Raw genomic sequence first — 23910 nt, 5'->3', positions numbered from 1 at the left:
TTTCTATCGAATTTCAATAATAAGGTGTGATGAAAATATCTGAGCTCAAAGACAGAAGAATTATCCGTAGGCCAACCCGTCAATTTGATGAATTTGGATACAGGATTTACAATTCTTTTGAGTATGACTTTCCCTACGAAGCTACTTATAAAGGCAATGAAACAGAAAGACTTTTCGCTAAACTTATCGATATGCTGCCCTTCTTTCTTATTTTCTTCTTTCTGTTTGGAAAAATAGCTTTCATCTGTTTTTTGTATTCCATTCCGTGTGTTATTATTTCGGGGGCTCTGTGTGAATGGTATTGGGGAACGACTTTAGGAAAGGCTGTATTTAAAATAAAGGTAATTGATGATTTTGGAAATTTTCCCAGCCTGTTATTATCTTTAAAAAGAAACTTTTTGTGCCTTGCGAATTTATTGGTCAACTTTATAGATTATGTCCCGCCACTAAATCACACATGGGAAAAAGAAGGTACTCAAATGAATTTCAGAATGAACCTGAACAACAAGATCTGCAAAACCTACATTGTAAAGGAAAATAAAATTGAGGAAATAAGAAAGCTTCTCTACACGCAAAAAACAAAGGTTGTACAATAATCTGTACAACCTTTTATATTCTAAGGATATTTTAAAACACAATCAAAAAACTGGTTAACAAAATATCGCGTATGATGTCTAAGATCTGAAATCCCGCGTCTCTATTTATAATCCCTGGAATCTCTCTTTGGTTCCTTAGCTTCCGGCCATTTTACCGTTTCGCCTTTGTCGTCCTGAGGCATTACCCTTTTTTCTCTACTGGTAAATTCCGGATCTTCAGATGCCATATAAGCTAATGCAGCCGTTAAAACCACATTATTTTTAACCTCATCAAAAACTATTTTGTCATAGGTATCTTTGGTCGTATGCCAGGTGTAACCAAAATATCCCCAGTTCAGAGAGCTTAAAGAAAACCCGGGTACTCCTGCTGCTACAAATGAAGCATGGTCAGAACCTCCACCCCCAGGCATTCCCGGAAAATCTGTTTTAATCTGATCTCTTACCGTTTTAGGAACTCCGTTCAGCCATTTTCCGATATAGCTGTAAGAATCTGCAAATCCCTGACCGCTGATATTAATTACACGTCCCGTCCCGTTATCCTGATTGAATACCGCCTGTGTACCTTTCATAATCTGCGGATTGTCTGCAACGAACCCTCTTGAACCGTTCAGTCCCTGTTCTTCACTACCCCAAAGACCAACCACAATGGTTCTCTTATTGTTCGGATAATATTTTTTCAGGATCCTCATGGCTTCAAGCATGGTAAGCGTACCTGTTCCATTGTCTGTAGCGCCCTGAGCTCCATCCCATGAATCAAGGTGTGCAGAAAGAATCACGTATTCTTCAGGCTTTTCTTTTCCTTTGATGATTCCGATCGTGTTGAAATTTTTCGCATCAGGAAGGATTTTAGACTGTGCTTCTACTTTGATCTTAGGCTTCGCTCCCTTTTCTGCCATTCTGTACAGCATTCCATAATCTTCCACATCGATGTCAATCATCGGAATTTTTGAGGTCTTGGCACCGAAAATCCTGTTTGCGCCCATGATTCCTGTCCAGTTGGAAATAGCAATTCCTGATGCTCCTGCTTTTTCTAAAGCTTCCGGAAGCGTATTATTATCATAGCCAATATTCTTCACATAATCACGGAAGTCTTTTGCTGCCTGTTCTTTTTCTGCTTTCAGTTTTTCGTACAGTTGCGGAGTGGCAAATTCTTTAATCTGCTCGTCAGAACGCCCGATCTTCTGATATTGTGCAATAAGCACTATTTTTCCTTTTGCGGAAGGAAGCCACGCGTCAAATTCAGCTTTGGAAGAAACTTTTGGAAGTATGATAACTTCAGCCTCTACTGCTTTTTTGGTTGCAGGACTCCATGCAAGCTGTGTCGCAGCCAATGATTTCACACGTGGATACGTCATGTCTACATGCGTAATGCCACGCTGCCATCCTTTCCATGTTCCAAACTGCTGAAGGTTGGACTCTATTCCCCACGAACGGAGCTTAGCAGCAGACCATTCATTCGCAGCCAACATTTCTGGAGTTCCTACAAGACGGGGTCCGATACCGTCCAGAAGCTCATAAGCCATGTTTTCCAGCTGAGAGCTGTTGTTGATTTCATCTACAAAACTTTTGACAATAGGATCAAGCTTTTCTTTCGGATCTACCTTCACCTGAGCCCATGAGAACTGGGCAGCCAGCACAACTGCCGGTACAGCAAAAAATCTATTTATCTTCATAACATATATTGAATGCTAAAGATAGTAGAAATTGTTTAAATAAGGATGGTATGACGATGTATTGATATGATGATCTGCCCAAAAACAATATGACCTTATGCATGGAGACGATCAATAAAAAACACCAACTTAAAAATAGCAGTTTAGGCGTGAATCGAAAGTAGGTTGTTTCGTATTGATAAAAGCTGGTAACAAGGGAAAATCAAGGAATAAAAAAGCCGGCTCAGTGAGCCGGCTCGGGAACGAATTATTTTTTAGCTTCTTCTACAGAAACTTTTCTGAATTCTTTGAACAATTTGCTAAGTTCTAAAGCTGATTTACGAGCTCTTGTACCAGCAGCTTTGTTTCCTTTTTCTGCTTGTTGGTTAGCCTCACTTGCGAACGCTTCGAATTCAGCGTTGATTTTTTCAATTAGTTCTTTCATTATTTTAAAATTTAGGGTGCAAATATAGGTTTTATGGTAATTCCAGCCTAGCTCAAGCTTAAAAATTTTGGGTTAAAATGCGATTTTTTTCTACTTTTTAATTGTGAGGTTATCATTTTTTGCATTTATATTAAAAAATCCAGGCTTTTCTTAGATTTATAAGGCCTTTAGATGGATTAGTCAAGTATTACACTATCCCTTCTCAGTTTACATTTATTCTCATTCCAAAATTCTATAATCATTGGAGACTCTTCGTCATTCATTACCCTCATTCTGATTTCACCAAATGATTTTTTTTAATCGACTTCAAAAATCCAATTATTATAAAACCGTATGTTTCCTAAAATTCGCAGCCCCCAGACAATAAAAAAGCAAACTAAACAGGAATAACGGCCCAAGCATAGCCAGCCAGTTGATTTCACTCCGTTCATGATAATACTCCAGTCCAAACTTTTTCCAGTCGATACTTCCGGTAGGTTTGTTTGCAAAAATTTTAGGATAGAACAAAAGTCTTTTGCTCTCGTGAAACCTTTCTGCTTCCTGGGTAAATTTTAACTGATCAGCCAAACCTGAACCGGTAAGATCACTAAACTGAAACTGTACATGAAGTCCGGGAACAAAATAAGAAAGCTTTCTGCTCATTTCTTCTCTTTTCCATAGTTTAGCCTTTAACTGACCGGACTGGTTTTTCGACTCGTCATCCCCCATTTGCTGCATGGCATAATACCAAAGCCAGTTGAAATTTTCTTTAGGAAAACCATAAGATCTGAACTGAGGATAATGCTTATAAAATTTCTCTAAAGTTGGTCTCTGATCGGTATCCCATTTTTCATGATAAGCCTCTCTCTGCTCAATGGCAGTATCCAATGCTTCCGGAAGAGGATATCTGCTCAAAACAAAATTGTTGAGAACTGCTGGCAGAATAACAGTCAGCACAATCCAAAAACATAAAAGTCCTGCTGCCCCTGCCCCGGAACTCTTATTCCATGAAACGACCCAGAAACTTAGTGCAAACCATACAATTATATAAAAGAGTGACACCAGAATAAAACCTGCCAGCGCTCCATTAATGTCCAGATTAAGAATAGGAACAGCCAAAATAATCAGAAGCAGCAAAACTCCGGCAATAACTGCAAAACGGACCAGAAATTTTTTAAACAGAATATTAAAAGGTGTTTGTGACTGTACAGATAAAAGAATCCAGGTACTCTCTTCTTTTTCTTCCGACAGAAGATTATAACAGTAGGAAATAATCACCAGCGGAAAAAGAAAAATAATAACAAATCCCAGATCCAGGCTACCCAAAAGCAGACTTACCGGATTCTGAAGATCTGTATCATACTTCTGCCCTTCCAGATTTCTTATGGTTAAGCTTTGTATCGAGGGATTGACATCTCTCTGACCAATCGACAGCGCATTCAGGTTGTCTGTTTTATTCACCAGTCCAAACTTCAGATAATACAGCAAGAGCCCGAGGTCTTTCTCTATATATCCTGTATACCTTTCAATATGCTCTTTCTGGTATACATCTGTATGACCAATATTAGCTTTTTGCTTTTCAATAAACTGCCTTCCGACCAATATACTTACCAGTCCTGATAATAACAGGAACAACATTCCCAGATAGGCAGACTGGGAACGGATGAAGTTTTTAAATAATAAAAGGTACATGATTAATTTATTTTTATTGTTTTAGATAAAAAATGAAGGACAAAAAGAAGACCTAAGGCCCATACCAAAAGAGAAAGTACAGAAACTGCTTCATTCTGGAACAAGGTGCTTTGGCTGATAAACCGATATTGAAAATCAGGCAGGTCTTTCCAGTGACTCCTGCTTATAGTATAAGGTTTTTCATTGGCCTCCTGTTTTTTGTTGCTGATATTTTCCATCTGCAGTTTATTCATGAGCTGTGCCAGCTGATATCTGTAGTCTTCGACCTGTTGCTGATAACTGATATATGAATTAAAGTCTGATCCCGTAAGCGCTGTCGAAAGATCTTTAACAGCCTGAAAAGGATTCACAAAAGCAAGTGAACGGTTGACCGTGTTTTGCTTTTCATAAATATCAAGCTGTTTTTGCCAGTTTTTATTATAAATTCCGGAACTAATCTTTTCACCTTGAGCCATGATATAACCACTATAATTAAAGGGCAGCTCCTCTACTGTTTTCACACGATACACATGCAGAAGAGAATCTTTTATTTCTTTATAATAGATATCATTGGGGTTGTGGCTGTCTCCCGTTTTTACCAGTTCATTTTCCACACGGGTATCAAAATCTATCTTTGACGGTGCCGGATACAGATAGGCACCAAACGCCTGTGCAGTTCTGGGAATAATAACGATAAACAGAAGCCACAAACCTATCAGTTTTACCAGTGAGGATCTTGACGTTCTGCTTACCGCAGACACGATCACGCAAATGCTGCAGATAATAAAAAAATAGATAAAATAAGTTGCTGCAATCCAAAATAGTCGCAAAAATTCGTCAAACGTATTTTTAAAATCTGTCAGAGAAAACCACATAACCAAAGACAGGATCATGACAGGAATGAAAACCAGGCAGACCAGAAAAAGCAGTCCCAGTATTTTTCCTGCCAGCAGCTCCTTCCACCGTACTCCCTGACTTAGCAGCACTTTTAAGGTATTATTTTCACGCTCTGCAGAAATGCAGCTGAATCCCAGGAAAAAAATAAATAAAGGGATAAGAGTCTGCAGAATCATAGCAGTACTTACCTCTCCAAACCTCAGCATTCCAGAAGAAAATCCGGCTTCCGAAAAATTAACGGTATTCTGCTTATGAGCTTCAAGAAATACTGAATTTCCCATATAGCGCTCCAAACCATAATCAAAAAAGCTTAACGGATATCTGGCTCTGAAAATGAGATAGCCGTAATGAGCCATTCTGTGAGGATGTTTGTCCGGTTTTTCTTCCCATTGATGCCGAACCTCTACCTGATGTTTGACTCTGACATCTTCCTGTACTTTATAATCCTGCCAGCCCGTATAGGCTGCAAATACAAAAAGAAGACTCAGGATCAACAGTAGAAAAACAACCGCTTTATTCTTTAGTGACTGTTTCCAAAGCTGTATGGAAATCAGACGGATAATATGTATTCTCATATTTATAGATTTAAAATTTATAGACTGCGGTGAGCATTGCATTTCTCGGAGCTCCGGGAAACAAACGGAGGTAGTTTTGCGCACCCAGCCAGTAAGTGGTATTAAAAAGATTACTCACATTGAAAGAGATTTTCACAGGTCCCTGTTTGGGTGAGTAATAAATTGCAGCATCAAAGACTGTATATTCAGGGACTAAAAATGAACGGTTATACATCGGAACTTTGTTTCCACTGTACTGAACACCGAATCCCACGGCAATGTCCTTCAGAAAAGAAGATTCTTCAAAACTGTATTTCTGCCAGATATTCGCACTGTGAAACGGTGTATTTTGTTTTCTGGCCCCTATCAATGCAGGATTAATGTCGTCAATAATTCTCGCATCATTGTATCCATACGACGCAAAGACCTGCCAGTGGGGTAAGATATTACCTATGACATCTAACTCAAAACCACGACTCCGCTCCTGCCCTCTAGTCACCAGGCGGTCGGGTTCAGCAGGATCGTTGGCATTCAGGAGTATATTCCGCTGGCGGATTTCGTATACAGCAACATCCACATGAATCTTTTTATTAAAAAAATCAGCCTTCATTCCGATCTCTCTGGACTGGCTCCTTAAAGGATCAAAGGCTCTGCCTTCAGGAATAGCCACCGGTGCCAGCGAAGCTGTATTCGATTGCGGTTGAAATCCTTCTATATAAGAAGCGTATACATTGATATCATCATTGACGTTATAAGTAAGACCAATTCTGGGGATTAATTTGCTGTCTTTTACAACAATTTCATTATTCTCCTTATATCTGGTAATATCCTGAAACCATTCCTGTCTGAGACTTAAAAACAAATTAAATTGATTCCATTTGATCTGATCCTGAATATAAATTCCATTAGAACGTATCAATGCCGGTAGTAAAGCGGTCTTTGAAAAAACATATTCATCAGGATTTTTAATACTGTAAACTGGCTGCGCAAGATTAAAATGCTCTACATTCGGTTTAGGCATGGTAATACCATTGACCGTCACCATCTGATAATCACCTGCATTCTGAGGATTATACGAAGAAGTTGTTTTTCCATTGTTCAGAAGATATCCTCTTGCTGTGTTCTGTGCGCCTCCTTTGTATTTGTGAGTACTGATCAAATCGTAACCAGTCAGAATTTTATGCTCAATAGGTCCTGTTTTAAGATGGAATACCAGATAAGCATTGAGATTATCTGTATTCCAGAACTGATTCCGCTGTACCATCTGCATCCCGGCAAGCGTTGGGATAGGTTTATTATTCGCATCTACAGCAAAAGCGTTGGTTGTTCTGTGTTCCTGAAGATCTTCTTTCCAGGTCTGTTTCATGTAGGATGCATTGATGCTGATTTTATCGGTAATACGGTGTGTAAAATTGGACATAATGATCAGCTCCTTTGATTTAAAGTAATCATTAATGGCTCCCAGGTTGAAGCTTATGGGGGTGCTCCGCAGATCCGTCATTCCTTCTACCGCTCCGAAAATGGGCTGTCCGCGATCTATTTTTCCATTAAGGTCACTGTAGATCATTTCTACATTAACCGCTATCCTGTCATTAGGTATATAGGAAAGGGAGGGAGACACCAGAATACTTTTCTGAGACTGGATATCTCTGAAACTCTGAGCCTGTGAATAACCGGCATTAAACCGGTACAAAAGAGTTTTCTCTTTGTTCAGAGGTCCGGTAAAATCGAGTGAACTTCTTATGGTGCTAAAGCTTCCTACACTCATGCTGACTTCCCTGCTTGCTGTCTTCAGCGGTTTCTTGGTTACAAGAACAATACTTCCTCCGGGATCTACACTTGAAAGAACTGCGCTGGCAGGGCCTTTTATAACTTCTATCTTCTCAAGATTGGTGGTAACAGGCTGCATAAAGTAATATTGGCGCGTACGCATTCCATTGATGATCGTTCCTTCTTCATTTTGTGCAATTCCACGGATACTGAACTGGTTGTAATAACTCACAGGAGTTACACTGCTGGCCATTTTTACAGCATCACCGAGCTGGAAAGCCTGCTTGTCACTGATAAGCTCCTTGCTCACCGTAGAAATAGAAAAGGGAATATCTTTGTTATGAACTCCAATTTTGGTAGCTGAGAAAGAATAATCACTATGATACTTTTTTGATGCCCTGCCTACAATTTCAACTTCCTGGATACTTCCCACTTTGTACAGATGAACCAACAGTTTCTTTGTTAAAAATAAACTGTCCGCTTCTATATGCTCGGTGTAGGTCTCATAAGATTGAGCGTTAACATGTATTTCGTAGATCCCCTTTTTGAAATCCGGTATCGTAAAATTTCCGTCCCGGGTTGTTGTTTCATATAGGTTTTCATTATTTTTAATAATGATCAGGGCATTTTTAAGCTTTTTGTGGCTTTCCCCGACCACTTCTCCGGATAATGTATGCTGCGCACAGACCTTCACACTGGCAATAGCCAGTGCAGCTGTTATATATAAATACTTCATTGCCCGGTTCTTAGATCGTTTCTAAATAAATTTTCTGAAGTTCATCTGCAGTAACAGATTGGGCATCAAGAGTGTGAACCAGGCTTCCTTCTTTCATAATCCCTATCCTTGTTCCCACGTTCACAGCGTTGAAGATATCGTGGGTTGCCATCATAATGGTTTTACCTTTTGCCGCAAGATCTTTGCAGATCCTCGTGAATTCTGCGGTAGCTTTTGGGTCAAGTCCTGAAGTAGGTTCATCCATTAAAATGAGATCTGCATTTTTCGCAACAGCAATAGCTATGGCCACTTTCTGGCGCATTCCTTTAGAATAATCAGACAGTTTTTTGTGATGAGCAGCCTTCTGAAGACTTGTGTTTTCCAGAAACAGTCCAAGTTCTTCTTTAGAATATCGAAATCCGGCCATCTGACTGAAAAAGTCTAAGTTTTCGATCCCCGTAAGATGAGGATACAGCTGCACCACTTCCGGAATATAAGCCGTATATTTTTTAGTGGTCTCACCATTGATTTCCACCGGAACTCCATTGATAAGAGCCTGACCGGAAGTTGCTTTTAAAAATCCTAAAAATATATTGATGGTAGTAGTTTTGCCGGCTCCGTTTTGGCCCAGCAGACAGAAAATTTCGCCTTTTTGTACGGATATATTAAGTCCGCTTAGTGCAGTGACATGGTTGTACTGCTTACTAAGCTCAATTGCTTGTAATATTGACATGAAAATGTATTAGATAATTAAATAATCAAAAGAAGTTCAGCCCGCAAAAGCAGGCTTGGGATATTTAAAAATTATAATACAGCTGGCGGCCCTCTGTCCGGTAAAGAAAAACGACTGTTAGAAAATGGAAATTCGGGAGAAGAAAAGATCTTTCCCGTGATTTTTGTTGCAGAAAAGGTAGCAGTGTAAATTTTTCCTGTTCCTTCCTCACCCAAAAGTTTATGGTGGCAGATAGGACATTTTGTATCACAAGAAGAAAAGGCTTTTTTGAATATTTTGCCATGTTCACCTTTCGCTTGCTGAAATGAATTTCCTGCATTCTGGCTGTGAAGAAAATGATGGTGGAGGTATTCTGCCGGAGAAACAGCAAAAGCATAAACAGCAATGAATATTGCCGTTAAAAAGTTTTTAAAATGCCTCGTGACTCTCAATAGATAGATTTACAAAGTGACTTTGAATCCTGCGAAATTAAAAAATATTTAATTAACAGGAGGTTTTATGCGGAGTATTTTCAAAATTTTTACAGGATCAGCTTTTGACCATTAGTGGATAGATATAATTCTTAAGCATGATTAAGCATCCTATTAACACATCTGTTTTCAGCCATCGAAACAAATCATTATTCTTTCACAAACAGACTTACCTGGCAAGTTCTTTTGCTTTTTTACCCGCACTTTCCAGTAAGCTCATGCTTTCCTCAGTGATCCTGTCTGCAAAAACAATCCGGAAATGATGATCATACTCGCCCGTCAGTGAAAACGTATTTCCGGGAGTGAACAGAATTTTGTTTTGATTGCAATAATTAAAAAATGATTTCATATCAGTTCTTTCCGGAAGCCTTCCCCAAATACTGTATCCTCCCTGAGGGCTGTGAAAATATGAATCTTCAGGAAAGTATCTCCGTAAAGCATTCAACACTTCCAATGCCTGCCGGTTCAGGTGTTTTCTGAATGACCTCAAATGTCTCTGGTAACTATTACCCTGCAGGAGTTTCAGCATCAGTTCCTGGTAGATGGGGGAAACGGATCTGCCCATAACAAATCTTGCTCTTTCCGAACGGGAATAAAAACGTCCGGTATGAAGCCACCCCAAACGGATTCCCGGTGCCAGTGTTTTTGCAAATGAAGAATAGGTCATCACCAACCCGGAATCATCAAAGCTCTTAATACTTCTCGGTCTTTTTTCACCAAAATAAAGATCACCATATATATCGTTTTCAATAATGGGAATCTGAAAAGAGACCGCAGCTTTCAGCAATTCTTTTTTAGCATCATCATTCATAACGATCCCTGTCGGATTGTGAAAATTCGGGGTGACTATCACTGCCTTTATTTCATTCGATGTACAGATATTCCTGAAGTATTCTGTATCAAAACCGTTTTCATAATGAATGGGAATTTCTATTATTTTAAGTCCGAGGTTGGCCATAGCTTCCAGCACTGAAAAGACGGAGGGACTTTCAACAGCTACAATATCGCCGGGATCGGTGACCGCACGTAAAGCTATTGTAAGCGCCTGCAGTGCGCCGTCTGTAATGATGATCTCATCTGGATTTAACAAACATCCATGAATAGCCGTATGAAGGGAAATCTGTTTTCTCAGTTCATCCAGCCCGTTGGACGGATAATACCTTAGCAGAGCTGCTCCTTTTTCACGGATAACTTCCTGCATTGTTCTAAGAATCAGTTTTTGCGGAACCAAAAGATCTCCCGGTGCAGCTGTATTGAAAGTGCTTGATTCCGATGGTTTGTTTCTGGCAGAGGTAAGCATAACATTTTCAGCAAATTCAGCATCGCGAACTACCGGAGGGAGGTACGTTTTCATTTTAGAAACATGAGTATCCGGAGTATATGCTACAAAGTATCCGGAACGTGGACTGCTTTCCACCAAACCTTTCATCATGAGATATTCAAACCCGCTCTGCACCGAACTTGTACTCAGGCTGTATGTATTTTTGATCTCGCGCACAGATGGCAGACGTTGTCCTTGAATCAGAATTCCTCTTTTGATCTGCTCTTCAAGAATCATTGTAAAAACTTCATATTTGTAGCTCCGCATTCCTATTTTTTTAAACTGTACCGTACAAATTTACAAAATAAGCAACTGTACCGATTAAATTAATCAAAACTGTATCCCTTTTGAATGCAATAATCTTCTAATTTTGAATAAAAAAGATTCATGAATATAATTTCAAAATTTACAGTAGGTTCTGAGGAGGGAATTTCTGATCTTATAACCATTATCGATTCTTCAGTCTACTCGCTGCACAGGGAACTCGTCCCTGAAGAAGAAGTCAAAAAATATATAGAAAACGATATTGATCCCAGAAAGATGATCAATGATCTCAATGACCTTTCCACCCAGCTTATCATCACTTATCTGGACGGGAAACCAGTTGGATACAGCATTCTGAAAAGTGGTACAGGACATTCTTCTCTTCCTGAAGGTAAAAAAGCAACAGAGATCAGTTTTGTGATTCTTCCTGAATTCGATTCTGCTGAAGTCAGGGAATCACTTTGGAAAAAAAGCAAGTCAGCGGCCAGTTTTACGGATATCATCTGGATCAATATGATGGTTCATGATCCTCTTGCAGCATTTTTAAAGGACTCAGGATTTACTGTAGCTGCCGATGCGGACGCAGGACCTTTTAAACTTCCATCACATATATTACAGTTCAGTAAAAATTAGATTGCAATGAACAGTACGTTTCTCAAAACGTTTTAAAATATTCAGATACTGTTTATTTTTTTCCATTAAGAACTTTGTGAAGTCACTCGGGGAAGTTGAGATAAAATTTACTTGGGTTAAAAAGTATATTCGGTTTAATCATTCTTAACTGCTTCATGAGTCTTAATGGTTGTTTTTTTGCTCTGACTGAGAAATATTCATTATAAGTCTATCATAAACTTCCTGTTCAAAGAAAATTGAGAAAAACTATTTTACAGATTATTATTACATGTCAGAAAGCAGATAAAGATTGGCGGTGGTTTACGTATCTTTGATTTTTATAATTTTAAAATTATGAGTGATCAGCTTGAAACCATTGAAGATTATTACAAACGTCTCAGGAAGAATCAAATGAAAATGTTTGACTCTGATGATTTCGAAACCGGAAAGTCACATTTTAATGTTTCCATGCGGAAATACTGTAGTTTTAAAAGTCCCTACAACCGCCGGGATTATTATAAAGTAAGCTTTATTCAGGGGAAAGGCACTTTTCAATATGGTGCCCATGAACTGTATATTGACCGCCCTGCCCTTTTTTTTCCTTCTCCTCATATCCCTTATTCATGGGAATGTGACGGTGATCTTCAGGAGGGCTATTTCTGTCTGTTCAATCAGGAGTTTTTTAATGGAAATACAGAATTCAATTTGTTTAAAAAGACATCCCTTTTTAAGGAGTGGAGCAAACCTATTGTTTTTTTAACAGATGAGCAGACCCAGCTGGCAACACTTTATTTTGAACAAATGTATAAACTGAATAACTCAGCTTATCCATTCCGGTGCAGCAGTATCAAAAGCCACCTTGCTTCTGTGATGCATCTTGCTTTGGAGAATCGTGTAGATGATATTCATCCTAATGAACTTCCTGCCAACATCCGCCTTTACCGATTGTTCGATGAGCTTCTCAACAAACAGTTTCCGTTGGATTCTCCGGCTTATCCGCTGGCTTTGAAAACGGCTTCTGATTTTGCAGAGCATCTGAATGTGCATGTCAATCATTTGAATTCATCGGTAAAATCCGTGACTCAGCTTACCACAACGCAAATCATTAAAGAAAGGGTTTTTGAAGAGTCGAAAAATCTTCTGAAATACACGAACTGGGATATTGCGGAAATAGGATATACATTGGGGTTTGACCAGCCTTCCCATTTCAATAATTTCTTTAAAAAGCATGCTGAGGTTTCACCTTTAAAATTTAAAAACGCATATTAAATCTTTGATTTTTGTAATTTTTACTTTGTCTTTTAAAATTCAATTTGATATTTCTTAGCCTACTTTTGCATAGTAAAATAACGAACGAATATGTTGTTGAAAGAAGCATCTGAAAAAAGAATCAGATTAATAACCATTATGGCCTTTGTATCGATCCCGCTTTCCGGGTTTGTTACAGATATTTACCTACCCTCATTTCCTTCGATGGCCAAGGAAATGCAGGTCTCTGAAAAGGATATCCAGATCACTTTAACGTCTTATCTTTTGAGTTACGGAATTTCACAGCTCTTTGTGGGTGGAATTCTGGACAGTATCGGACGTTACAGACCGAAGCTTATCGCCTTGTTTCTACTGATCGTCAGCAGTATTTTGATTACGATGACGGACAGTATTCTCTTGATCTGTCTGCTCCGCATTCTTCAGGGTGCCGCTGTTTCTGTTCTGGTTGTGGCTACCCGTGCTATCTTTGTGGATCTTTATGATTCTGAAAAGGTAAAGCATTATCTGAGCTATTTCACGATTGTCTGGTCTTGCGGACCTATTTTAGCACCTTTTCTGGGAGGATATCTTGAAAAGCTTTTTAACTGGCATGCTAATTTTCATTTTCTGGCTTTGTATGCCGGGGCTTTATTTCTTTTTGAGTGGTTTTTTAGCGGTGAAAGTTTACCGGAGAAAAAGAAACTTAATCTTTCTGAGAACATCAGCCTGTATAAGATGATGCTTAAAAACAGAATTTTCATGCTGGGTATCTTTATATTAGGACTGAGCTACTCTATCGTTATGCTCTTCAATCTGACAGGTCCTTTTATTATTGAGAATACATTTCACTTTACGCCTGTCGTTATCGGATACTGTACCCTGATATTGGGATTCTCGTGGATGATCGGCGGTTTTATTGGAAAACGCAGACTTAAATTAGACTTTAAGCCACGAATTCTTCAGCCAATAATTTTACAGCTGATCCTGATTGCAGGACTTATTGCCACCAGCTTTTATGCAGAAAGCCTGTTTATTATGGTTCCTTTTGCATTCTTTATTCACATCTGTTCAGGAATTCTGTTTACTTCATTCTTTACAACAAGTATGCTGTATTTTCCGAAAAATGCAGGAACAGCAGGTGGGCTGATGGGTGGATTGGTTTATGTGATCACTTCCATTACAAGTTTCATCATATCCGTCAGTGGAACCGTCACAGAACAGAGCGGACTTTCCTGGCGCTATCTGGCTATTGCCATTGTACTGTTAGGAATTATCCTCGTCATGCATCAGGCGGTTAAAAAAGAACAGGCAGAGAATTAATCTCTGCTTTTTTTATGCCCCACTCTCTTACAACACCCCTCCGTTGTTATCTTGTTTATGCATTTAAATAATAGTCAGTCCTTCATTTTTCTGTTTAAATCTATAAAGTTGCCACAATCCTATGATTGATGCCGCTAATACAGGTATTGGTGGATTATATTTTTGTCTCATTATGATATGAATTAATATTGCACTGTCAAAAAGAGAATTGTCGTAATTTTAATAAGGAAAAATTATTATTTAAAGAAAAAACATTTCCAGCAAAAGGCATCCATACTTTATAAAAAGAAGAGAATTAAAATGTTACAAACGATTAAAAAGCAATGGAAACAGATACTGATCATACTCACATTATATACAGTATGGAACATTACTGTATTTCTATTTCTCATCAGGCTTCAGGGGCTCGAAATAACAATGAAACAGTTTGGAACAGGTGCTGAGTTCTATCTCAATTTTGTTCATACTATCATTAAGGGAACCCTAGTCTATTATATCCTGATTTATCATTTGGTTATTCCGCTGATCAGAAGCAGAAACTGGAAAACCATTATTCCGCAGTGTCTTTTTCTTTTTGTAATACTGACTGCTTATGAATTCCTATGGAATTTCGCCATCATAAAACCTGATCCTAAAAGCGTTAACTATGTTTCCCCCAAGACATTTTTTATCACCGCTGCAGTTCTTGACAGCATTATTATATTAATCTCTTATTTTGTGGCAACTTTAATCACCTCCAATGAAATGCGAAAGCATAAAGAAGAACTGGAAAAGGAAAAACTCCGGGCAGAACTTGCAGCGATCAAATATCAGATCAATCCTCATTTTCTTTTTAATTCGCTGAGCCTTATTTACACAAAAACCCTTAAAAGCAGTCCTGAGGCCGCGCATGCCGTACATCTTCTTTCCGAAATTATGAGTTACGCGCTTGATGACTGGGGAGAAATGGGAACAGTTCCTCTGGCACTGGAGGTTGAGCATATGAAAAAAGTGATTGAGATGAACCAGATCCGTTTCAGTAACACCTTAAAAATTAAATATTATGAAGATGTCCAGGCAAATGATGCCGTTATACCTGTTCTGGCATTCGTTACCCTCGTAGAAAATGCTTTTAAACACGGCGATCTCAATGATGAGAAAAACCAGGTATCTATTGAACTGATTGCTACGAAAAGTAAAATATGCTTTCTGGTGTGCAATAAAAAGAAAACGGGTCCGAAAGAACCCTCCAAAGGAATTGGTCTGAACAATGTCCAGCAGCGGCTGGAGCTTATGTATGGGATCAAACATACTTTTAAGATCAAGGAAGATGAGAATTATTATTTAAACGAAATTATCATTAATCTATAAATCATGATGAACTGTATTGTAGTAGACGATGAGGCTCACGCCATAGAACTGCTGACTTTGCATATTGAACAGACTCCGTTTCTGAAACTGGTAGGCTCTGCAACGAATCCCGCTGAAGCATTACAACTGCTGAACAGTACAGAAGTTGACCTCATATTTCTGGATATCCAGATGCCGGGAATGTCGGGGATCGAATTACTGCAGATGCTGAAAGACCGTTATAAAGTGATTCTCACGACCGCTTTCAGAGAATATGCCCTTGAAGGATTTGACCATCATGTAGTGGATTACCTCTTAAAACCAATTTTCTTTCCAAGATTTCTTATGGCGGCACAGAGGGCACAGGAAACTGTTTCAACGCCTATTTCTAAAAAAGAAACTGAAGATTTTATTCTGGTTAAAACAGAGTACAAAGGAAAACTCTTGAAAATCAAGATCAATGATATGGTCTATATTGAAGGAAAAGGAAAATATGTATGTTTTCATACCAAAGACGGCGAGCAGATCATGGCTCTTTTAAATATCGGTGGCCTGGAAGATAAACTGCCGACCGACCGCTTCAGACGTATTCATAAATCATTTATCATAGCGGTTCCCTTTATCACGATGATCCAGGGAAATACAGTACAACTGGAATTTACGAAGAATCAAATCCCTATCGGACAAACCTACCGCGATACGTTTATGACACAAATGATGGATAAAGTACTGACCAATAAAGGAAAGGATGAACCCGGCCCCATTGACCCCCTACGATAAATCAACTAATAACCAACAACATAAAAATCTAACAATTTAATTTACAAATCAGAAACAATGAAAAAATTATTCATCCAATCGATTGGAATCTTTGCACTGGCTGCCACTGCATCATGTACGCCTTCTTATTTTGGTAAAACTTATTCACCCACACAGAACGTAGATGTATATTTTGATGCTGCCGATGTAAAAAGAGAGCATGAAGTAATGGGCACAACAGATATCGGTCAGGGATTCAATTCTTTGAATGCGGTACAGCAGAAAGTAATTGAACTGGGCAAAGCACAGGGCGCAGATGGTGTGGTCATGAAACTCACAGAAGAGGTTACAGGAAGCTCAAAAAGTGATTTCGGTAACATGAAGAATGGCAGCAAAAACAGTACGTATACCGGAGGATCGGTAACGAACAACATCAAAACCAAAAAGGTACTGGCAACTTTTATCAAATATAAGTAAGCCACTACTCTATTCATCAGACCTCTGTTCTGATGACTCCTCTGCAATATGCAGAATCTGATCTATATTTCATACTATTTTTATCTTATTCAACAACATCACTGCTGCGTCATGCATGCGGAGAGGAAAAAAACTGCCTAAGATTTCAGAGGAGAAAAGTAAGGAAAGATTGATATCAATTTTTAAATAGTCGTTTTATCCTTTTATCCAATTGTTTTTTAATCCGGAGTTTTGGCTCCGGATTTTGCAGTGGCAGGTTTCAGATTTTCAACATACTGCGGAAGCTATTCATCTTTAACTATTTATCAGAATTTTCATACAAGCGTTACATTTTTATTTAACTTTAAAGAGATATCTTAAAAGGCAAACCCGTAAAAATCTTAAGCTCATGAAATTATACATCTCTTTATTAATCGTTTTATTGATCAATCCAATTTTATTTGGGCAGATTCAAAACAATAAAACTTATGAAGCATTAATGTCAACGGGTTGTACCGCAATGACCACAGGACCTATCACGAACTATACAATACATGAAATCTTATTTAATGGCAATTTTGCCTATGTAAAGGTGATCCGTATTAACAGTTATGCAACAAAAAAACAAGGTGAAGGAAAGGCAAAAAGGAAAGAAGACCAACCTGAAAAACATCTTTATAAAGTGGTTGGAAAAAAAATACTGATAGACGGTTACGAATATTCTCCTTTAACGGTTAATAAAGCAACACTTAAAACAGCCGGTGGTATTATATTCAGACTGAAAACTAAAACATCCAACCCATTGAATAGGGAAAACTTTACCCGCTAACGATGGGTCTTTTCGATATAGAGTATGTCTGTCTTATTATCTTCAAAGCAATGAATCGTTATGGACATATTCGCATGCATTTCATGAAAAGGAAGACTGGGCTGCATCACAGTCGTTATTGACCAGGAATCCAGATATCTATATTCTGTTTCGATAACGTATTTATATCCTTTGCCAGTCAATTTCTGCTTAACCGATAAAACAATAGTATCAACCACTAATTTATCCTTCCATTTAAGATTTTTAAGTGATTTTCTATAAAAAGGAATCACAAACCGGATGATCAGTAATACAATAATCAAGAGAAATGCAAGACAAAAATACGTCCATCCATCTGCAGTCCTATTTGTTATATCCTGAACGATTACAGCACCCATAGATATGAACATCAAAACAGTCAATGGCGCTATAAAAAACGACCCTATGATGAGCCTTACTTTAAGAATAAATTTTAGTTTTTTCTTTTCCTCAGCAGTAAGAGGTTCCTTTCTAATTTTTGTAAACATTATTCATCGTTTTTGATGCCGGACCTTCATCACTTCTTATATCTGATATTACTGATAGATTTTAATAACAATTCCCGAAACGGATATTTCAGTTATCTGAAAAATTTAAAATGAAATTCACTTTGACGTTGATCTTTAGAACTTCTTCTTTTTCAAATGAGTTATTCCTTTTACCCTCATCGGATTATAAGGATATTCTACAACAGTTCCTTCGACGGGTTTATTGGCCTGTTCTAAATAATCCAGCACATTTCCGTTAGGATCTGCTTCATTCAACCGGGCTGTCCCTATCAGATTGCCGTTAATATCATAGCTTTTCACCATTTTATCCTTAAAATAAGTTTCCTGCCTGATCCCTTTGATGTTTCCGTCAAAAATAATTTCAACCGTCAGCTCTTCTTTTACAGTCTTCAAAGCGGTATCATAGTCCGGTGATCCTTCAGGATCGCCTTTATAGTGAAACATAAGCGCGTTAAGCTGTTTATTATTAAGGTAAACAGCCTTACCTTTTATTTTTCCATTTTCGTCAAAGGAATTAACCTCTCCATTTATGATCCCGTTGTTGAGTACTGCCGATTCTATCAGCTGTCCATTTTCAGCATAGAACTTGGCCACACCGTCAAATTTCTTTTCCGTTTTAGAAGTAGATAATGCTTCAAAATAAAGTTTTCCGGATTTGTAATAATCTTTACATACAAACTTATCTCCAGCAGGCTCCGGCGGCGGTGTATAATACACCATTTCTTTTTTTGAAACAGGCTCCCAGTTTTCATCAAAGTAAATAATATCTGTCTGATGTTCCGGATAATTCCCCAAATAGAACAGCTTAAAAATGATTAAAAAAGGAATTACAGGCATCGTATTGTGAGATTAATTAAAAATAGGGCCAGCATACATTCAGAAAACTAACTGACCATCAAACTATTAAACATTAAGATTCATACTTTTAGTTATATTCGAGTACATCTTCAATTAAAAAGGAAGTCCCGGAAGGAATTACCCTGATATCTCTTTTATAACTTACATTAGACTCTGTATCGGTAATTACCGTTTCAAACATATAAGAAGAACCCATTTTTTTCTTGAAATCACAGTGCGTCACTTTTATGAATCCATAATCTGTCCCAGATATGAGATAACCAGTACCCACACCTGCGTATTGACAGTTAAAATCTTTAGCCCATTTATTTTTAAAAGCTTTCAAAGTCATTCCTCCATCCAAATCAACTTCTGCTGCATCATTTTTGTAGGCTATGTATTTTTTGGTATAGATTTCTTTATGCTTGCCTTCTGCTTCTTCATTTGTATTTTCCTCCATCCCATTGGCCTTATTTAGTGTACTGGCAACTATATGAGTAATCCAGCTTTTTGCTTTTTCAATTTCTTTGGCTGGATTTTGCTCAACTACCGCCTTATTACCAGTATTCTTTTTCTGTGCATGAGCCTGATTAGCCAAACCCAGTGACAGAAGCATTGCTGTTATTAAAAATTTATTCATCTTTTAAATTTAGTCTTTTTTCTATTCTTGTTGAACTAATAATTCTTTTATCACTTCTCACCCAGGTCGCTTGTAAAGTTATATCAGAACCTTTAAATCTGCAACTGCTTAAATCCTCATCAAAGCTCTCTTATTTCTCTTACATAACTTTAACAAAGACTTACTACTTCACCAATAATCTGGAATACATTTCCATTTATAGTTTTTATAACACACTATAGAGCTTAAAAATTTTTATTTCAGGATTGGGTCTGTCAAATCCTTTTGCCCGCCAAGTAAACTGCTTTTTAATACGATGTTTTTAATTACCGCTTCTTTATAACTCCAATACTCACGGCTTTCAGGCATTTGGTTTTCCAGAATGATCAGACTCACATCGTTGTCCGGAAAATGGGCATTTAAACACGTAAACCCATCGCCAAGTCCGGTTACCGCAAAATAATTCATGCCGGATTCTTTGATCACACGGACGTTATAACCGAATCCCATATTTTCTTTTCCAAAAACCTGATGCTGTGACATGGTTGTCGCTGAGGTCATCATCTTAAATGTTCCGGATTTTAACAGCTTCCCGTTGAATAAAGCATCATCCCATAGGGACAGATCGTAAGCTGTCGACACAATTCCGGCTGCGGGTATGTTGTCTTTATTCAGAAATGATTGCTGTACTCTTGCAAAATTATTTTCCTTATTCATATAACCGGGGACAAGATTTCTTTTGTGATCTTCAGTGTAGCAGAACGTATTTTTCATTTTCACTTGTCTGAATAATTCATTGGCCAGTTCAACATATGTTTTACCCGATATTTTTTCCAGCATTTCTCCCAAAAGCATATATGACAGATTCCCGTATTTGAATTGTGAACCCGGTTTAAAAAGAAGAGGTTTTTCTGTATCAGCGATTCCATGGGTATGATTCAAAATCTGATGCACAGTAACAGAATCCGCCCAGGACTGCTTCAGATAAGGGAGATATTTTTTAATTGGAGACTGAAGGTTTATATTTCCTTTTTCTACTTGTTTTAAAATCAATACTGCTGTAATTTGCTTTGAATTGGACATAATCTCAAACTGATCATCAGGTTTCAGTTCAATTCCTGCATCAATGTCTTTGTAGCCAAACGTTTTAGCATATTTAACCTTACCGGCCTTTGTTATCAGAACAGTTCCATTAAATTTTACAGGATCAGAGGATGTAATAACACTGTCAATTTTTTTCGAAAAATCATCTGCCTTCTGCGCTTTGGTTTCCGAAAAAATGAGGATAAGAAATAATAAAGTAAGTTTGGTTTGCATTTAGTTTCGTTTTTCCTTTGTATAATAGTTCCACACTGCTTTGGCAATATCTGCCATTGTCTTTTCTGTTTCCGTTCTTTCTTCGGTAATATTTTTCAGATATAGAGACAGAATACAATGCTTTCCGTTCGGAAGTTTAATGATTCCTACATCATTCATTGCTGCCCGAAGGTTATTTTTATTGGTTCCGGAAATTCCTGTTCTGTGGGCTATCTCTGTACCTTCAGGCAATCCTGCTTTCAGCCATGTGATCCCACGTGAGGTTTGTGCCATGATCTGATACAAATATTTTGTTGTTTCTTTTTTAAGGACTTTTCCTTTATAAAATTTCTCCAAAAGTTCTGTTGTGGCTAAAGGTGTAGTGGTATTCAGGTACAGATTGTCCCAGGATGCCATTTCCTGTTCATTTACTTTGATGGTAAAATCTTTAATTCCCTGTTTGTTTATGAATTGCTGCACTGTTTCAGTTCCTCCCAACATCCTCAAAAGCAGGTCGCATCCATTATTATCACTGTGTGAAACGGTATATCTCAATATCTCATCTAATGTTAAATAGAGATTTCCATCAGGAAACTCATCGCGCATCGGGCTCCAGGTATCTGCATGGAGATCTTCTTTTTTCACAAAAATCTTCTGATTCAATTTCAGCTTCCCTTTATCCACCTGATTCAGAACTGTGAGAGCAATGTGGAACTTAAAAACACTCATCATAGGCATCTGTAAATTGCCATTGATACTCAGAGTGTCTTTATCCTCAATACCTTTTACTGATATCCCAACGGTTGCATTTTTTGTTGAAATAATCTGTTTGATTTCCTTTCTCAGGTTTTCGATGGATTGTGCCTTTATGTTCAGACTTAAAGGTAATAAAAGGATCAGAGGGATCAGCTTCTTTATTGAGTACATAGTTTCGTTTTTATGAGCAGGGAGAAAATCATTTTTTGAAATGTCATAAAAGTAGGAAATATTCTATGATCCCATATCAGTATTTTTATTTAATGAATAAAACATTAAACAGAATACCTTCAAAACCGTTTCCTTTTATTTAAAATAATTCTAAATTAGGTGAAAACAAAACATTCCACAATTCTATTTAATAAAGGATTTTCTTAAAATATCTCAAATTAAAGCAATAAAAATTAAGTAAAAATACTGAATGACAGGTACCACATTGTGATTAATTTTGAGTAAACAAAAACTGATCACTATGGACCGCTCAAAAAACAATCCGCCATTTCTGAAAAAGAAGATGGATTCTCTAAGCGTATTCCAAAGACTCTGACAGGTATATAGATTGACTACACTAATTACTCTCCTATGATGGGGCCTAAAGATACTCTAACCATCAAATCTTAACGAAATAATTATTAATTGATAACCATAAAAACTAAATACCATGCTTAAACGTAAAAAAGAAGGTCTTGAAACAGGCGGACAAATGTTCCGTAAGAGTTCAGGCGGAAATCAGAGTACCCTGGCAGAAATAATGCACGGATACTCAAAACTTCTCATTGATGATCCTGTAATGCCTTTTAAGGAAGAAAACCTGCAGGAAATAGCGAATGATGTGGATTACGGTGTACTGGCTGCGCTGGATGGCACATGGGTAAGCTACAATGCCAATTACAATAAAAACATCGGTGAGCCCTCACTCTCAGGTGGAATACATACAACGATCATGCCTTCACCAGGTACAAATTCAGGAACGATTCCGGGCAAATTCAGCTTTGATTGTGAAGAGTATATTGAAAAACTGACCTTTTCTCTTGTTCCCGGCGGAGTCCGCAACCGTGGCGGTGCCAGTGAGTTATTCTGTGGAGCTGTAAAATATGAGCAGACTATTAAAAGCGTTAATAAAGAAGCAGGAAAGCCAGATCTGCAATATGCATCCATTCATGAGGAAAACGGAATGTATTTATGGCTGAGTGATGTTTACAATCATGCCGCCACTAAAGAATCGATTGAAAAAGACCGCGGTATTCACGCTTTTTCTGACGATGATTTTAAAAAATATGGATACGCCGGTACATACAGAGATGAGCCATTGGTTCAGATATCTGCTGATAAGAATAAAAAAAAGTATATTCTTTTAAGTGAATTACAGGAAGGACAGGAATATTATGAGATCATTCCTGCTCAGGAATTAAAACCGGGAGATGGTATAAAAGGTCCTTACTTTATTCCCGACTATTCTATTTCAAGAAGTGGTGTTATTCCTCATGGCAGCACGATTACGTTGCTGGGAGATATTACACCCAGTGGTAATAACTACTTAATTGAAGGTTCACCAAAATTCCCATATGGTACTGCTGCGTGGCAGACTGATCATCTTGCTATTTCTAAAACCATGGGTGGAGCCGGTCATGAACCAATCAATCTTGATGAACCGGCACCAGCCTGGGTTCATGAAACACTAACGGATAAAAATGATGAGGGTTCCAACAAAATTTATACACAGCGAATCCTTGCTGATCATTTATATCCTTATTCTGTACGACCGGATTTACGACTGCGAGATACGTTAAGCGGTCAGCATGTTTCCAATTACGTAAAGGTTCAGATGTCATCAAAAATGAAGACCGGTGCTCAGGGAGGAATTTTAAATGTTCCTTTTGTGAACCGCTTCGTTCCTACCGTTGAAGTAGACTTTAGTCTGTGGATCCAAACCGTGATTGAAGATGGAAAAGAAATTATTCAGCTGCAGTACGAACAGATTGTATTTTTTGAATTTGATTTCGGAAATGATGGGGGAACGACAAGCTGGCCTCACATCCAGGTAAATACCCTTCGTAAACTTCAGGATATTCCGGAAGACCAGAGACGCGTTATCGAAGAACAGTTCTTTGATCAGAAACCGAATATGACCGTTACCGGTGAGGCGACGAATCCTCCTGCCGGATGTCCTTACCATAAGGAATAATAAGATAATTTCAAGTATTTCCGCGGTGTTTTTATAGAAATGCCGCGGAATCTTTTAAATAAACCCCTTA

22 protein-coding genes are annotated in these 23910 nt (G+C 38.0%); 9 read left to right on the top strand and 13 right to left on the bottom strand.

Annotated features, from left to right (window positions below; all coding sequences use genetic code 11):
• Positions 1–29: 29 nt before the first annotated feature.
• On the top strand, positions 30–596 hold the full coding sequence (locus IW16_RS18110; protein WP_034747583.1) for an RDD family protein: 567 nt from the start codon (positions 30–32) through the stop codon (positions 594–596).
• 101 nt (positions 597–697) lie between these two features.
• On the opposite strand, the gene IW16_RS18105 is transcribed toward IW16_RS18110, so the two are convergent.
• The 8 genes from IW16_RS18105 to IW16_RS18070 all read right to left on the bottom strand — a co-directional run bounded on the left by IW16_RS18105 (position 698) and on the right by IW16_RS18070 (position 11070).
• Complete coding sequence (locus tag IW16_RS18105; protein ID WP_034747581.1) at positions 698–2269, bottom strand: M20/M25/M40 family metallo-hydrolase; 1572 nt, start codon at positions 2267–2269, stop codon at positions 698–700.
• A 247-nt stretch (positions 2270–2516) separates the two neighbouring features.
• Positions 2517–2693, bottom strand: coding sequence for a histone H1 (locus tag IW16_RS18100; RefSeq protein ID WP_034747578.1), 177 nt, complete (start codon positions 2691–2693; stop codon positions 2517–2519).
• 321 nt (positions 2694–3014) lie between these two features.
• Entirely contained in the window at positions 3015–4364 is a 1350-nt protein-coding gene (locus IW16_RS18095) for a DUF3526 domain-containing protein (protein WP_034747575.1), read from the bottom strand.
• Between the two features lie 2 nt (positions 4365–4366).
• A complete protein-coding gene (locus IW16_RS18090) occupies positions 4367–5815 on the bottom strand; it encodes a DUF3526 domain-containing protein (RefSeq protein ID WP_034747572.1) in 1449 nt (482 codons plus the stop codon).
• Between the two features lie 10 nt (positions 5816–5825).
• Positions 5826–8300 carry a TonB-dependent receptor gene (locus IW16_RS18085; RefSeq protein ID WP_034747569.1) on the bottom strand — a complete coding sequence of 825 codons (2475 nt, stop codon included), beginning with the start codon at positions 8298–8300 and terminating at the stop codon, positions 5826–5828.
• Positions 8301–8310: 10 nt separating this feature from the next.
• Positions 8311–9012, bottom strand: a complete 702-nt coding sequence (locus IW16_RS18080; protein ID WP_034747566.1) for an ABC transporter ATP-binding protein — start codon at positions 9010–9012, stop codon at positions 8311–8313.
• A 71-nt stretch (positions 9013–9083) separates the two neighbouring features.
• On the bottom strand, positions 9084–9443 hold the full coding sequence (locus tag IW16_RS18075; RefSeq protein ID WP_034747563.1) for a hypothetical protein: 360 nt from the start codon (positions 9441–9443) through the stop codon (positions 9084–9086).
• A gap of 208 nt (positions 9444–9651) precedes the next feature.
• On the bottom strand, positions 9652–11070 hold the full coding sequence (locus IW16_RS18070; RefSeq protein WP_034747561.1) for an aminotransferase-like domain-containing protein: 1419 nt from the start codon (positions 11068–11070) through the stop codon (positions 9652–9654).
• 120 nt (positions 11071–11190) lie between these two features.
• Here IW16_RS18070 and IW16_RS18065 point away from each other — a divergent pair, with 120 nt between their 5' ends.
• From IW16_RS18065 to IW16_RS18035, 7 genes are all read left to right on the top strand, one after another.
• The gene (locus IW16_RS18065) at positions 11191–11700 is read left to right on the top strand and encodes a hypothetical protein (protein ID WP_034747559.1); all 510 of its coding nucleotides are present in this window, start codon (positions 11191–11193) and stop codon (positions 11698–11700) included.
• 333 nt (positions 11701–12033) lie between these two features.
• Entirely contained in the window at positions 12034–12948 is a 915-nt protein-coding gene (locus tag IW16_RS18060; protein ID WP_034747556.1) for a helix-turn-helix domain-containing protein, read from the top strand.
• 93 nt (positions 12949–13041) lie between these two features.
• On the top strand, positions 13042–14247 hold the full coding sequence (locus IW16_RS18055) for a Bcr/CflA family efflux MFS transporter (protein WP_034747688.1): 1206 nt from the start codon (positions 13042–13044) through the stop codon (positions 14245–14247).
• 300 nt (positions 14248–14547) lie between these two features.
• A complete protein-coding gene (locus IW16_RS18050; protein WP_034747552.1) occupies positions 14548–15597 on the top strand; it encodes a sensor histidine kinase in 1050 nt (349 codons plus the stop codon).
• 3 nt (positions 15598–15600) lie between these two features.
• Positions 15601–16356 carry a LytR/AlgR family response regulator transcription factor gene (locus tag IW16_RS18045; protein WP_051890453.1) on the top strand — a complete coding sequence of 252 codons (756 nt, stop codon included), beginning with the start codon at positions 15601–15603 and terminating at the stop codon, positions 16354–16356.
• Positions 16357–16413: 57 nt separating this feature from the next.
• The gene (locus IW16_RS18040; RefSeq protein ID WP_034747548.1) at positions 16414–16812 is read left to right on the top strand and encodes a hypothetical protein; all 399 of its coding nucleotides are present in this window, start codon (positions 16414–16416) and stop codon (positions 16810–16812) included.
• A 388-nt stretch (positions 16813–17200) separates the two neighbouring features.
• The gene (locus tag IW16_RS18035) at positions 17201–17620 is read left to right on the top strand and encodes a hypothetical protein (protein ID WP_034747545.1); all 420 of its coding nucleotides are present in this window, start codon (positions 17201–17203) and stop codon (positions 17618–17620) included.
• Here IW16_RS18035 and IW16_RS18030 read toward each other — a convergent pair.
• The 5 genes from IW16_RS18030 to bla all read right to left on the bottom strand — a co-directional run bounded on the left by IW16_RS18030 (position 17617) and on the right by bla (position 21826).
• A complete protein-coding gene (locus IW16_RS18030) occupies positions 17617–18126 on the bottom strand; it encodes a hypothetical protein (protein WP_034747543.1) in 510 nt (169 codons plus the stop codon). The genes IW16_RS18035 and IW16_RS18030 overlap by 4 nt on opposite strands.
• A 135-nt stretch (positions 18127–18261) precedes the next feature.
• On the bottom strand, positions 18262–18984 hold the full coding sequence (locus tag IW16_RS25805; RefSeq protein WP_051890451.1) for a toxin-antitoxin system YwqK family antitoxin: 723 nt from the start codon (positions 18982–18984) through the stop codon (positions 18262–18264).
• A gap of 88 nt (positions 18985–19072) precedes the next feature.
• The gene (locus tag IW16_RS25800) at positions 19073–19624 is read right to left on the bottom strand and encodes a hypothetical protein (RefSeq protein WP_051890448.1); all 552 of its coding nucleotides are present in this window, start codon (positions 19622–19624) and stop codon (positions 19073–19075) included.
• Between the two features lie 234 nt (positions 19625–19858).
• The gene (locus tag IW16_RS18015) at positions 19859–20920 is read right to left on the bottom strand and encodes a serine hydrolase domain-containing protein (RefSeq protein WP_034747541.1); all 1062 of its coding nucleotides are present in this window, start codon (positions 20918–20920) and stop codon (positions 19859–19861) included.
• Positions 20921–21826, bottom strand: a complete 906-nt coding sequence (gene bla, locus IW16_RS18010) for a class A beta-lactamase, subclass A2 (RefSeq protein WP_034747539.1) — start codon at positions 21824–21826, stop codon at positions 20921–20923. It abuts the gene before it with no gap.
• Positions 21827–22316: 490 nt separating this feature from the next.
• On the opposite strand from bla, the gene IW16_RS18005 reads away from it, so the two are divergent.
• On the top strand, positions 22317–23840 hold the full coding sequence (locus IW16_RS18005) for a peroxidase, FMP-type (protein WP_034747537.1): 1524 nt from the start codon (positions 22317–22319) through the stop codon (positions 23838–23840).
• Positions 23841–23910: the final 70 nt, after the last annotated feature.

The organism is Chryseobacterium vrystaatense (genome assembly GCF_000737765.1).
In the GTDB taxonomy this organism is placed as follows: Bacteria; Bacteroidota; Bacteroidia; order Flavobacteriales; family Weeksellaceae; genus Chryseobacterium; species Chryseobacterium vrystaatense.
Note: the sequence above shows the minus strand (reverse complement) of the source record. Positions and strands in the feature narration are given on the sequence as shown.